Source organism: Streptomyces sp. NPDC096324, from assembly GCF_044763015.1.
Taxonomy (GTDB): domain Bacteria; phylum Actinomycetota; class Actinomycetes; order Streptomycetales; family Streptomycetaceae; genus Streptomyces.
Map to the genome: position 1 here is coordinate 49,574 of NZ_JBIWFK010000010.1, position 13,363 is coordinate 62,936.

The 13,363-nt window shown below is 68.8% G+C and carries 10 protein-coding genes; 5 read left to right on the forward strand and 5 right to left on the reverse strand.

From position 1 onward, the window contains the following. The first annotated feature begins 129 nt into the window (after positions 1-129). On the forward strand, positions 130-4,074 hold the full coding sequence (locus tag ACIQ7M_RS27230) for a LamG domain-containing protein (RefSeq protein ID WP_403649068.1): 3,945 nt from the start codon (positions 130-132) through the stop codon (positions 4,072-4,074). Positions 4,075-4,165: 91 nt separating this feature from the next. Next, on the forward strand, positions 4,166-5,827 hold the full coding sequence (locus ACIQ7M_RS27235) for a hypothetical protein (protein WP_403649071.1): 1,662 nt from the start codon (positions 4,166-4,168) through the stop codon (positions 5,825-5,827). A gap of 277 nt (positions 5,828-6,104) precedes the next feature. Here the strand turns inward: ACIQ7M_RS27235 and ACIQ7M_RS27240 are convergent, their stop codons facing one another. Beyond that, the gene (locus tag ACIQ7M_RS27240) at positions 6,105-6,314 is read right to left on the reverse strand and encodes a hypothetical protein (RefSeq protein ID WP_403649074.1); all 210 of its coding nucleotides are present in this window, start codon (positions 6,312-6,314) and stop codon (positions 6,105-6,107) included. 124 nt (positions 6,315-6,438) lie between these two features. Further along, complete coding sequence (locus ACIQ7M_RS27245; protein WP_403649077.1) at positions 6,439-6,870, reverse strand: SMI1/KNR4 family protein; 432 nt, start codon at positions 6,868-6,870, stop codon at positions 6,439-6,441. 310 nt (positions 6,871-7,180) lie between these two features. On the opposite strand from ACIQ7M_RS27245, the gene ACIQ7M_RS27250 reads away from it, so the two are divergent. Beyond that, positions 7,181-8,362 (forward strand): IS701 family transposase, encoded by a 1,182-nt coding sequence (locus ACIQ7M_RS27250; protein WP_403649080.1) that lies wholly within the window; start codon positions 7,181-7,183, stop codon positions 8,360-8,362. Positions 8,363-8,594: 232 nt separating this feature from the next. Here ACIQ7M_RS27250 and ACIQ7M_RS27255 read toward each other — a convergent pair whose 3' ends face one another. Further along, positions 8,595-8,831 carry a hypothetical protein gene (locus ACIQ7M_RS27255; protein ID WP_403649083.1) on the reverse strand — a complete coding sequence of 79 codons (237 nt, stop codon included), beginning with the start codon at positions 8,829-8,831 and terminating at the stop codon, positions 8,595-8,597. An 887-nt stretch (positions 8,832-9,718) separates the two neighbouring features. Between ACIQ7M_RS27255 and ACIQ7M_RS27260 the strand changes: the two genes are divergently transcribed. Both ACIQ7M_RS27260 and ACIQ7M_RS27265 read left to right on the forward strand, forming a co-directional pair. Then, entirely contained in the window at positions 9,719-9,955 is a 237-nt protein-coding gene (locus ACIQ7M_RS27260) for a hypothetical protein (protein WP_403649086.1), read from the forward strand. After that, the gene (locus ACIQ7M_RS27265; protein WP_403649089.1) at positions 9,952-10,326 is read left to right on the forward strand and encodes a fic family toxin-antitoxin system, toxin component; all 375 of its coding nucleotides are present in this window, start codon (positions 9,952-9,954) and stop codon (positions 10,324-10,326) included. Before ACIQ7M_RS27260 ends, ACIQ7M_RS27265 begins: the two co-directional genes overlap by 4 nt. Before the next feature lie 254 nt (positions 10,327-10,580). Here the strand turns inward: ACIQ7M_RS27265 and ACIQ7M_RS27270 are convergent, their stop codons facing one another. Both ACIQ7M_RS27270 and ACIQ7M_RS27275 read right to left on the reverse strand, forming a co-directional pair. Then, positions 10,581-12,389, reverse strand: a complete 1,809-nt coding sequence (locus tag ACIQ7M_RS27270) for a bifunctional sugar phosphate isomerase/epimerase/4-hydroxyphenylpyruvate dioxygenase family protein (RefSeq protein ID WP_403649092.1) — start codon at positions 12,387-12,389, stop codon at positions 10,581-10,583. Between the two features lie 46 nt (positions 12,390-12,435). Further along, positions 12,436-13,323 (reverse strand): shikimate dehydrogenase, encoded by an 888-nt coding sequence (locus tag ACIQ7M_RS27275; RefSeq protein WP_403649095.1) that lies wholly within the window; start codon positions 13,321-13,323, stop codon positions 12,436-12,438. Positions 13,324-13,363: the final 40 nt, after the last annotated feature.

Below are 13,363 nucleotides of genomic sequence, written 5' to 3' on the forward strand. Positions count from 1 at the left end.
CTTCTCAGATCACTGCGGCACCCGGGCTCTCCCACCCCGATGCCTCTCGAACCGAAGGAAGCCTGCCAGGTGTTGAGACCCCCGATACGCAACCGCCGTAGGCGCGCTGTTGCGGCCGGCAGACTGGCCATGTTCACCGCGCTCATGAGCCTGGTGGCGATGTTCCCTCAACTGCCCGCCGTCGCCGACGACTCCGTGCCTGCTCCGGCCGACCCGCTGCTGGCAGCCCGGACCGAGGCCCTCTCCACGGGCAAGACTGTCCCGGTGGACGCGCTGACCACGGAGGTCTCCACCACCGACGCACTGCCGGACGGCACCTTCACCAGCACCACCAGCGCGCTGCCCACCCGCGTCCTCAAGGACGGCGAGTGGACTCCCGTAGATTCCACCCTTGCCGCAGACGGCCACGGCAACTACGCGCCCCAGGCCACGCCGAACAAGGTCACCCTCTCCGGCGGCGGCGACGGCCCTCTGGTCACGCTGACCCATGCAGATGGCCCCAGCATGGCGCTGACTCTGCCGTTCACCTTGCCGGCACCGAGCGTCAGCGACGACACGGCGCTGTATTCTTCGGTGCTGCCCGGAGTCGACCTTTCGGTGTCCGTCACCAGCCAGGGTGGCTTCAGCGACGTCCTGATCGTCCACAACGCGGACGCGGCGGCCAACCCGCGTCTGAAAAAGCTCACGCTGGCCGCCGACACTCGCGGCCTCACACTCGCCGCCACCGACTCCGACAGCATGAAAGCCACCACCACCGATGGCGACGTGGCCTACACCAGCCCGCAACCGCTGATGTGGGACTCCGCTACCACCCCGCCCAAACTCGGCGGTCCGGTGGCAGACGTGACGTCCTCCGTGGACGGTCCCGGCCCAGAGGCAACCACCAAGCCGGTTGCCATGACCGCCACGAGCGACGCCGTGACGCTGACCCCCGACGCCGGCATGCTCACCGGCCCGGACACCACCTACCCGGTGTACATCGACCCCTACACCAACCCCGTCTCCTCGACCGCAGGCCACTACACCGAGGTCTACTCCAGCTCGGCCTGCGACAACTCCCCGCAGTACGACAAGGCGCAGACGAACGGACAAGGTGCGGGCTACCAGCGGTGGGGTGGCGCCTGCGGGACAGGGCTGGAGCGGTCCTACTGGGCGATCACCACCGACAGACTGCACGCCTCGTTCGTGATCTCCGACGCCTACGTGAAGATCTCCACCACCTTCGCGGCCAGCTACGACTGCAGCCAGAACCAGCCGCTCACCCTGCACACCACCAACGCCATCAGCTCCAGCACCGACTGGCTGTCCCGCCCCGGGGTCCACGACACAGCCTTCCCTCCGGTGACCGACACGGTGCCCAGCGGCGCCAACTCCGGCAGCTCCTGCAGCAACAGCACCGCCACGTTCCACGTTAAGAACCAGGCCCAGAAGATCGCCGACGAAGACGGCAACGGCTACGACGCGGACGGCACCTTCGGTGACGGTGCCAACACCTGGACCATCGGTCTCTACGGCAACGAGTCGGAGTCCTCGAGCAACGACGACTACCTTCGTCTGTCCACCACACTGACCCTCACCACCAAGTTTGACGTCCCGCCCGGCATCCCCACCAACCTGCACATCACCCCGGGCGCCACCGACGCCTCGGCCCCGTGCACCACCAGCGGCGTCGGCTGGATCGGCGCCACCACCTACTCCGACGCCGGCAGCGACATCACCCTCCATTCCACCGTCACCAGCCAGATCTCCGGCGAGAAGGTCAAAGCGCACTACTACGTGTGGGACCGCACCATCGACCCCGACGGCGACGGCAACGGTGCCGCCGTCTCGACCCCGGACAGCGGATCACTGGCCTCCGGCACCGACGCGGCAATGAAAATCGGCGCCACCCTCAAAGACGGACACCAGTACGGCTGGGACGTCTACGCCGAGGATGACTCGGACCAAGCCCTGACCTCGGGCAAGTCCGACCACTGCTGGTTCAACACCGACTTCACCGCACCGCCCACCCCGGACATCTCCGGCAACCCCGCCTTCCCCCCGGTCGGAACTACGCGCGAGAGCGACCCCGTCTACGCCGGCCCCGGCAAGACCACCGACTTCACCGTCGCCGGCACCGACGCCCCCTCCAGCGACGACACCTGCGACCCCGACGCCTGCAAGTCCAGCGGCATGAAGTCCTTCCTGTGGCAGCTCGACTCACCGCCCACCGACCCCGACGGCCAGAGCGTCGCGGTCTCCGGCACCGACAGCCAGGGACGCTCCACCGCCACCATCCCCGTCCCGATCCAGGACTGGGGCGTGCACACCCTGTACGTCGCCGGAGTCGACAAAGCCGGCAACATCTCCACCAGCCCCGCCGGCTACACCTTCACCGTGCCGTGGAACCCGGCCACCAAGGTCAAGCCCGGTGACATCACGGGTGACGGCGTTCCCGACCTCCTCGCCACCACCAAGACAGGCGATCTCGACCTCGTCCCGGGCAACCACGATCCCGCCCAGGCCACCACCCCGGTCCACAGTGACCCGGTGACCGGTGAAACGGTCCCGGCAGTCGACGGCCCCGTGATCGTCTCCACCAAGGATGACTCCCCGGACGGTACAGGCTGGAACAACTACCTCATCGCCCACCGCGGCAACCTCCACGGGGCCGACGGCGACGACCTGTGGGCGTACAACAAGAACAGCGCGAACCTCTACGTCGTCAAGAACGACCTGGACCCCGTCGACGACGCGACGTTCCCCCGAATGTCCTGGTCCAAGCTCGGCGGCTTCGTCGGCAGACGCTTCGACCGCGTCCCCAAGGACGGCTGCGCACCGGCCGACGTGGTCGCGGACGACACCCGCTGCCGCGGCACCGACTACAACGCCACGACCTGGAACGTCAGCCAGCTCATCGCACCGGGCAACGTCTTCGGCAACACCGACGGCTACCCCGCCGTCATCACCGTCGAGAACAAGGAACTCTGGATCTACCAGTCCGACGGCGGCTACCACCTCAAGAACCCGCTCCTGCTCGGCGACGGCGACTGGACCACGCAGACCCTCATCGCCGCGGGCACCTTCCAGAACAAGCCCGTCCTGTGGTCCCGCGACAACGCCACCGGTCAGCTCTACAGCTACCCGATCACCGTCGACCCGGCCACCCTGGTGCCGGCCCTGCTCCATCCCACAGTGCGCACCAGCCTCGGGCTCACCCTCTCGCCCACGCTCTACCCGGTCGTCGCCTCCCCCGGTGACGTCAACAGCCCCGTCCAGCCCGGCGACACCACCCCCGGCGCCCCCGACGGCAGCCCCGACCTGTACGCGGTCGGGCCGTTCGGGCAGCTCGTCGAATACAACTACCGCCAGAGCCTGGTGCTCACCTCGCCGCCCACCTACGGCTTCGGCTCAGCGGTCTCGCTGGGTTCGGTGACCGACACCGCAACCCACTGGTGGAAGCTCGCGGAAGGCAGCGGCACCACGACCGCCGACAGCACCGGCACCCTGAACGCCACCCTGGCCGGCGGCTACTCCTGGACGTCCGACACCACCCGCGGCAACGCGGTGACCCTCAACGGCAGCACCGGCTACGGGAGTACGGCCGGAACGGCCGTGGATACCTCAAAGAGCTTCACCGTCTCCGCCTGGGTCAAGCTCAACTCTTTGACCGTCAACAGCACGTTCCTCTCCCAGAACGGCACCAGCAACAACGGCTTCCAGCTGTACTACTCCTCCGGCGCCCAGTCCTGGGCGTTCGGCCGCCACAGCACGGACGCCGACGGTGCCGTCTGGCGTGCGACCTACGGCAGCAAGGCCGTGGCCGGCCGGTGGACCCACCTCGTCGGCATCTACGACGCCGCAGCCAAGGAGATCCGCCTCTACGTCGACGGCAAACTCGTCGCCACCAGGGACTGGACCTACACCCCCTGGAACGCCACCGGCCCCCTCCAGGTCGGCCGCAAGCTCGCCTCCGGCACGTACGGCGAATTCACCAACGGCGCGGTCAGCGACATCCGCATCTACCCCACCGCCCTGCCCCCGGCAGACGCCGCGTCGAGCGGTGACCTGCCCAAGGTGACTCAGCTCGACTGACATCGGGCCCTCACACAGCGCCCCGCCCGCACCTGGAGCCCCCGGGTGCGGGCGGGCACCCTCGCTCGCACCCCACCACTTGGAAACCACCATGAGACGCAGCACCTTCCTGGCCGCGGCCACGGCGACCGCCCTGTCCGCATCCCTGTTCACGGGAACCTCCCCGGCCCACGCGGACGGCACCACCGGCGGCCCTGTGCTGTCCGACGCTGACGGCTGGTACGAGCCGGGCCTGCTCTTCGTGACGGCGCACTCGGACAGCCCGCTCACACACATCACGGCCCACTTCTACCCGCTGAACGCACCGGAGGGGGCTCAAGAGGCCGGATCGACAGAGGACTTCACCCAGTACTCGGGGCAGGACGCCCGCTCCGGCGTCTGGCGGGCGCCGGTGCACCTGGCCGAACTCGGCGACTACCGGGTGACCGTCGATCTCCAGGACGCCTCCGGCGCCACCGTCACCGAGGCCGTGTCACCGCACCCGCTGCGCTATCAGACCGTCATCACCCTCTCCGGCCTCACCGCCGCCCCGAGCGTGCCGGACTACCTCCACCAGGAAGTCTCCGTCAGCGGTGCCGCCGTCGCCCAGGACCCACGCGACCCCGGCACCCCGGCTCCCGCCGCCGGCATCCCCATCGCCGTCGGCGGCCCCGGGCGCACCTGGACCACCACGACGACCGGCACCGACGGCCGCTTCACTGCGGCGTTCGTCCCCACGACGCAGACCTTCCGGCTGTACACATGGCCCGAGGCGTCCAACAGCTACCCGGGGGCGATCGATCTGGGGTCGGACCCCCTGGATCTGCACACCGCACCGGCACCGATCCGCTTCACCGCCAGCACCCACGCCCTGAACCTGCAACAGGGCGCGACGGGAACCGTCACCGGCCACGCGGAAGTCCAGACCACCTCGGGCTGGCAGCCGCTGCCGCACACCACGATCACGCTGCTGGACTCGGCGCATGTGGCCGGCCGGACGACCACCGACAGTCAGGGCAACTACACCCTGCACGTCCCCTCCTCGGGCGGCGCCGCCCCGAGCGGCGAACTCGTCGCAGGCACGTACGACATGCCCTTCCAGCTGACCGCCACCCAACCCTTCAGCCTCCACGTCGCCTACACCACGCACATCGGGCTGAGCGCATCACTCGACGACGACGGGTCCCTGCGAACCCACGGCTACGTCTCCTACGAAAACACCCGCGCCCACTGGCCCGCCCACCCCACCATCACCCTGCAGTACTCCAAGGACGGCAAGAGCGGCTGGAAGGACGCCGCCACCGTTCCGGTCCCGATCCACCACAACAAACCCCTGTTCGACGAAACGTTCGCCCGCACCCTCACCAAGCCGGACACCGACGCCTACTGGCGCGCCCGCTTCAACGGCAACCCCGATCTCGGCACCAGCACCACCAAGCCCGTGCACCTCTACCGCTACGCCACCCGCATCACCGGCTTCCACGCCTCCTCCCACCCCGTCCGCAAAGGACAGCCGATCAGGTTCGCCGGCACCGCCCAGTACAAGAAGGGCACCACCTGGAAGCCGCTCCAGGAAGGCCCCACCCTCTACTTCAAGCCCCGCGGCTCCACCACCTACCACTACGTCTGCGAACTCGGCAGCGACCACAACGGCCACCTCACCGGCTGGGTCACCGCCAAACAGGACGGCACCTGGGCCGTCGCCTTCAGCCGCCAGACCGGAAACCACTACCTCGCCAGCACCAAGGTCACCGACTACGTCGACGTCCACTGATACGGGGGCACGCACCGCTCTGTCAGGCCGGCCCAATGACCAGGGGGGCCGGCCGCCAGGGCAACCCGCAACCGGCAGGGTGTCGCCGTCCCCGTGTGATCACGTGCGCGGCATCAGTAGGGCCACGGGTAGCCGAGCTGTTCGGCGTGCAACCCCAGACTTCGGCGATCGCGCGGGGATCATTGGGTGGCGTTGCGCTGCCTCCTGCGACGGGCGCCAGCACAGACCGGCCGTCGGCTGCGCTTCCCCACGGCGCCGCACGGCCACCCTGGGTTGATCACCTGGAAGAGGGCCAGCCGTGCAGGTACTGCAGGGCCGTTACGACCAAAGGGTCCTCGAAGTCAGCGAGCGCCGCCTCGCCCTCCACCCAAGGTCGCGCCCACGCATGCATCGCTTCACGGGTCACCTCCCCCTGGGCCAATGCCTGCCACTGAACAGCCACTTCTACGCGGCCGGGCGGCGATGGCGGCGCGTCCAGATCGCTCATGAGCACACCCTCCCAGCGAGCAGCCCGAGAGGCCATACCAATTCGTCTCAAGATCGGCCGGACAGCTCTAGCCGGTGATGTCGAGCAGCAGTCCGCCCAGCGGTCCTGGCCGTGGCGCGTTCGGCTACCACCACCAGTCGCCGCCATCCGCGAATGAGCGATGCAAGTAGTCTTCCAACTCCCGCGCAGCCCACAGCCGACTGTCGGTCTCGTGGTCCCACACGAAGATGTCCGGACGCTCGGGCGTCAACACGAAGGCGAACTGGTCGCCACCGCCGTTGTCGCCGAAGAACAGCAGCGGATCGAAGGGCATGTACAGCCCCGGGAACGTATCAGGGGACCAGAACAGCAGGTTCTGTTCCACGATCCGATCCAAGGACCAGACGACGTCCTTCGCGTAGGCGCCGACTATCCCATCGGTCTCCAGCAGCAGAGAGGCCAACTGGGCCGGCAAGCCTCGGCCGAGCCGCTGCTCCGCCGCAGTGAGAGCGGCCCGGTCCACCGGCGGTCGAAATGTCACGCCGGGCAGGGCCCTGGTAGCGGCTTCTTTCCACACAATCGCAGCCTATGGGGAAGGGCGAGCCTTTCCAGCTCGGAGACATCCACGTAGCAGCACGCCGACCGGTACGGGCCGCGGTGGAGACCGAGACGCCTGGCAGCCCCGCGCGGCGCGTACGGGCGGTTCACGAAGATCCCGGAGAACCAGGGGCAGTGACCGTAGGTGCCCGACGTGTCAGCGAGCCGTCATGCAGGCGGGCAACGGCATCCACAGCCCGCTCTTGGTCATGGAGGGGGACCAGCAGCGGCCCCTAGTACTGCAACGGTTCTTGTCGTGACTGTTGGCCAGGTTGCTCGTTGATGTGGTTTTGGGTGGGGACCTTGCTGATGTCAGGTTGTGGGCAGGTGAGCTGGCCGCGGTGCATGAGCGGTTTGTGCACCGTTTCAACAGGTCGGAGCCTCGGGAGTCGGCTCTGGCCTACATGCCGGGGCTGATCGCTCCGCTGCAGCGCAAGAACGGCTGGACGCTGGCCGAGGAAGCCGGTCACGACGGCCCCGACCGTATCCAGCGGATGCTGAACCGGATCGAGTGGGACGTCGATGAGGTTCTCGACGACGTGCGCGACTACGTGGTCGAGAACCTCGGTGACCCCGGGGCAGTCCTGGTCGTGGACGACACCGGCTTCCTGGTGAAAGGCCTGCGGTCGGCCGGGGTGCAGCGGCAGCACTCCGGCACCGCCGGACGCACCGAGAACTGCCAGGTCGGAGTGTTCCTCGCCTACGTCACCGACCGCGGACGCACTCTGATCGACCGGCGGCTGTATCTGCCCACGTCCTGGACGGACGACCGGGAACGCTGTCGGCGGGCCGGTATCGACGACCGCGTCGCCTTCGAGACGAAGGTGGTGATGGCCAAGGCAATGGTCCGCAAGGCGATCGCCGACCGGGTCCCGTTCGGGTGGGTGACCGCGGACGCCGCCTACGGCTTCAGCAAAGGCTGGCGATCCGAGCTGGAACAGGCCGATGTCTTCCACGTCATGGCCACCACCGGGCACGACACCGTCGTCACCCGCTGGTCGATCGACCATCCCCTCCACGACCTGTTCCCCGGCCTGCCCCGGCAGAAGTGGAGACGCCGTTCCTGCGGCGCAGGCGCCGACCAGCGGATCTACGACTGGGCCCGCGTCGAAGTCCATCCCTGGCATCGTGAGGACCGCCGACACTGGGTCATCGCCCGCCGCAGCGTCAGCCGCCCCGAGGAGATCTCCTACTACATTACCTACTGCCCCGCGGACGCCACGCTGGACGAGCTCATCCGCATCGCCGGCAGCCGGTGGGCCGTCAAGGAATGCTTCCAGAGCGCGAAGCAGGAATGCGGCCTGGACGACTACCAGGTCCGCCGCTACCCCGGCTGGCACCGCCACATGACCCTCGCCATGGCCGCCCACGCCTGCCTCACCATCCTGCAGGCCCGCGCACTGGACACCGACAAAGCAGAAACGGATCCTCCCAGCTCATCCATCTCAGCCTCGCCGAAATCAGACGCCTGATCACCCGCCTCACCAACCGACAACCCACGCCAGTCGACCACATCTTGCACTGGTCAACCTGGCGCCGACACCGCCAACACCAAGCACGCGTCAGTCACTACAAGCGACGCGAACAAAGCCCCTGAACTGCCCAACAATCAGAACAAACGCCGTTGCAGTACTAGGCGGGGCTCTCGATGCGCGCACTGTGCCGCACCCGGGGGGCGTCCCGCCGTGGCCTGCCGGCCGGGCCTCACTGCCACCGCCTGCCCTTCTTCTTGGGCTCCGTGGGGTCCTCTTCGTCGTCCGCGGCGGGGTCGCCGGCCGCCGGATCCTGGCCCTGTATTGCGGGGTCCCGCGTCGCGGGGTCCGGCTGGTCGCCGGTGCCGCCGGACTGCCCCGAACCGGCGTCGTCCATGTCGATGGCCCACGTGTCCGGGTCGAAGTAGCACCACACCTGCCCCGACTCGTCGTGGACCCAGCCCGTCAACGTCCGTCCTCCGGGTTGTCCAGCCACCCCTGTTCGCCGTTGTTGCCGGTGAAAGCGGCGTACGCCTGCGCCGGGTCGGTCTCGTCGCCCTCGCCGTAGGCATCACCCGCCTACGGGCGCGCGTCGTCCTGATGCGGTGGCTGGAGCTCCGGCGGCTGCTCGGCAGCCGGGTCCATGCCCTGCGCGGCCGGGTCCTGGGACGGGGCAGCGCCTTCACCTCGAATCTGTAATCCACGCCGCGGAGAGTGAAGGTGCTCCCGGTCTTGTGTCCCGGGCGAGTACTGGGCCGCGACCCGGAACCGCCGGGCAGGCCGCCCACTGAGCTCCGAAGTTGTCGACTTGTGCCTCAACGTGGCTGCCGCTCGTTCACCTGCGGTCTTCCAAGTCGTGCGGATTTCGCGTACTCGGACAAGAACGAACACAGCTTCCAGGCGCTTGAGCCCCCGGAGGCGCTCCGGGGCGCTCAGAGTCCGCGTTCGGAGAAGACCTCCGCTCGGAGGCTGGGTGTCCACTCTTACCAACGCGAAAAGAGGCAGCACGTGATCCTGTTCATCGCGGCCGGAATCTCGCCCGTCTCCTCCCTGGTGGGCTGGGGCGTCTTCCGCAGGTCCCAGCACCCGACTCCCATCGGCCTGCCCACGACATGAGGCGCCATCCACGCGGGCATCGTGTCGGGCACGGCTGTTGCCGTTGCCCTCACCGTCGTCGTTACTCTCGGCACTCGCGAGACCAGCGACACCCAGGTGCCCCCTCCGCCGGCCCCGTCGTCCTCTGTCTCCATGGTCCGGTGACGTGACGCGGTCTCGCGCTACCGGCCGCGTCACGTCACCTGACCCGCTTCTTCCGAACCGGTTGTAGCACCTCGTACAGGTCGCTACGCTGCTCGTATGAAGCAGATCAATGTGCGACTGGATGACGAGATCGCGGCCAGCATCGCGAGGCGGGCCGAGGCCGCGGGCCTGACCGTGCCGGAGTACGCCAAGCAGGTACTCGCCGACGAGGGCAACGACGTACGGCACCGCTTCCTCGCCGCGGGCGCACACTTCGTGGACCAGTTCGCAGACGCCTTCGCCGAGCAGTTCAGCGACCCCCGTACCGACCGTGGGTCGGCGGCCGCAGCGTGATCGTACGGATCGACCGCGCATGGCTCCTCGACCTCGCGCACCGCAACCTTCCCGGAGACCCGGACATCATCGATTTCGGAACGCTCGCAGCTGCGGCCGCCCGTCACACCGACTCGGTCATGGACACCCCCGTGTACACCGAGGTGCACCACCGGGCGGCTGCGCTCATGCACCAGCTCATCCGCTGCCCCGCGCTGGAGCACTCGAACGCACTGTTCGGGGCAGTCGTCGCCGCCTCCTACCTGACGGTGAGCGGCATCATCGTGGACGTCCAGCCCAAGCAGGCCGCGGCCCTCGCGGCCCGCATCGACCGCGAGGGCCTGGACGTGCGGGCCATCGCTGTCGAGCTCAAGGAGTGGGCCGCCCGCTGACCTGGGCGCTCACTCCCTGACCTCGATCACGCTGGTTTTCTGCCGCAGCAGGGCCAGTACCGCATCCGCGTCGCCCGGTTCGAGATCCCGTCGGGGCCCGAGGGGGCGGAGGGGGCCGAAGGGGGCCGAGCAGCACCGGAGTGCCGGCGTACACGCGCATGCGGCCACCGCCAGCCCGACACCGCACTGGGAATCCTCGACTCATCCGCCCGCTCGGCCCCCTTGATCACGACGCACTGACGACGGCCCGGCCTCTATGCCATGTGCTGGGCGGCGAGACGCACGGGGGCGTTCTGGGCGCCGTAGCCCTGGTATCCCGCATCACGCTGGAGGAGTTCGAAGAAGACGCGGCCGACGGTGCGGGTGTAGCAGTGGCGGAAAACGCCGCCCGCGTCGCGGTCGTAGAGGATGCCGAGTTCCTGGTAGGTCGCCAGCTCGTCGTCCGTGAGGTCGAAGCGGGCGGCGAGGTCGTCGTAGTAGTTGGTGGGGATCTTCAGCAGGTGGCCGCCTGCGGCGCGGAAGCAGCGGGCGCCGGCGACCACGTCGTCGGTGCCGAGTGCGATGTGCTGGGCCGGCGCATCGCGCTCGGTGGGTGTGGCGCCGACGGTGAGGACGATGCGCACGGCGCCATCGGCGGTACTGACGGCACGGCTCCGCAGCAGTCCGTAGGGGTCAGCGACATCAACGCTCTCCTGGGGGCGCAGGCCGAGGACGCTGCTGTGGAAGAGGATGGCTTCGTCGAAGTGGTGCCAGAGCTGGGTGAGAGCCAGATGGTCGATGCGGCCAATGACGGTGGTCAGTCCCGTGGAAGCAGCTGCGGTGTCTGCGGCGCGATGCTCTTCGATGGGGGTGAAGTCGGTCTGCCAGTCGGGCAGTTCGGGGCGGTCGGTGGAGCAGAAGAAGAGTTCGGTGCCGTCGGGGGCGGCCACGGCGTCGAGTGGGACGTCTTCGGGGGTACGGCGGCGGGGCAGCACGTGGGCGAGGAGGGCTTCGGCGCGGCGGGCGGCGGCGGACGGGTGGGGTGACTCCAGGCCGATCGCGGCGAGCGCGGTGCTCTCGCGGCGCGCGGCGGTGCCGGTGTTGATCAGGATGCGTGCCTCGCCTTGCTGCCAGAGGTCAACTGGCTTACTGCGGTGTCGTGCGGTGCGGGTAAAGCCGAGTGCGCCGAGCACCTGGGTGACCGGCTGGGCGTCGGGGGTAGCCAGTTCGGCGAAGGCTATGCCCGACGGGACGTCCGGCGGCGGCAGTTGGGTGACCCCGGCGGCTTCCTGGAGGACCAGCAGGGAGCGGTGGGCGTCGACGGCCGTCGGTGCCGCCTCCGCCTGGCGGAAGACGTCGTTGAAGACCTCGAGGGAGAGGGGTCCCTCGTAGCCGGTGCGCAGCACATGCCGCAGGAGGCCGGCGATGTCGAAGCCGCCCTGGCCGGGGAAACAGCGGTAGTGGCGGCTCCACTGCAGGACGTCCATCGCGAGCAGCGGTGCGTCGGCCAGTTGCAGGAAGAAGATCTTCTCGCCGGGGATGTCCTCAATGCCCTTGGGGTTGCTGCCGCGGGAGAGGATGTGGAAGCTGTCCAGGCAGGTGCCAAGGGCGGGATGGCCTGCGGACTCGACGACGTGCCAGGCGTGGTCGTAGGTACTGATGTGGCGGCCCCAGGCAAGCGCCTCGTAGGCGACGCGGATGCCGAACTCCTGCGCCAAGTCGGCGAGTCGGCTCAATTGCTCAGCGGCCAGGTCGTCGTCGTCGAGGGCGAGCGGAGAGACACTGGAGCAGACGAGAACGGTGTCCGCGCCAAGGCGCCGCATGAGTTCGAACTTGTTGCGGGCACGGCGCAGATTGCGGGCGAACTCGTCGGCGGGCACCGCCTCCGTGTCCCGCATGGGTTGGTAGAGGTCGATGCTCAGGCCGAGGTCGGCGCAGCGGGTGCGGATCTCCTCGGGTGTGAGGGGGCTGGCGAGGAGGTCGTTCTCGAAGATCTCCACCCCGTCGAAGCCGGCCCGCGAGGCGGCGGTCAGCTTCTCGGTGAGGGATCCGCTGAGACAGACGGTGGCGATGGACGTACGCACCTGCATTCCTCTTTTCCGCTGGGTCGGTTGCCGCCGTGGGCGGGTGCTACGGCGTGGTGGGCAGGGCGCCCGTCAACTGCCGGAAGTCCGCGAGCATCCGGGTGCTGTCGGGCTCCCGGCCGGTGAACAGTTGGAAGGCATCGGCGGCCTGGAAGACGGCCATGCCGCCGCCGTCGAGGGTGGCGCAGCCTGCGGCACGGGCGGTGCGGAGCAGCTCTGTTTCCAGTGGGCGGTAGACGACATCGGCGACCCACAGGCCGGGGTGGAGCAGTTCGGCGGGGAGTGGCAGGCCGGGGCGGGCGGCCATTCCTGTGGGGGTGGCGTGCACCAGGCCGCCGGCACCGCGGGCTGCGGCCAGCAGGGCGGGCAGGCGTTCGGGGTTTCCTGCGGCCGCGCGGTCCGCACCAAAGTGGCGGTTGAGGGCGGTCGAAAGGGCGGCGGCCCGCTCGGGCAGAGCGTCAACCATGGTGATGCGCTCTGCGCCGAGGGTGAGCAGGGCGTGGGCGACGGCTGCGCCCGCGCCACCTGCCCCCAGTTGCACCACGTGTTGAAGCGATGCGTGGGGCAGGCCGCGGGCGAACGATGCGGCAAAGCCGGTGACGTCGGTGTTGTGCCCGGTAGCGCGACCGTCGCTGTCGAAGACGACGCTGTTCACTGCTCCGAGTGCCTGTGCTTGCGGGCTGAGCGTGTCGAGGTGGGGAAGCACGAGCTGTTTGCACGGGTGGGTGATGTTGAGGCCGTCGAAGCCGAGGTCGCGGGCGGAGCGCAGCAGCTCGCCGACCGCCTCAGGTGGTACTCCGAGGACGTCGATGTCGATGATGCGGTACACGTACCGCAGGACCTGTCGGTCGGCCTCCCGCTCGTGCAGCGCTGGACTGAGCGACGGGCCGATACCGGAACCGATCAGCCCGACGAGATATCCGTCCTTGGCCACCGAGACCTCCTGACAGGGCCAGCAATGTACGAACTAGTAC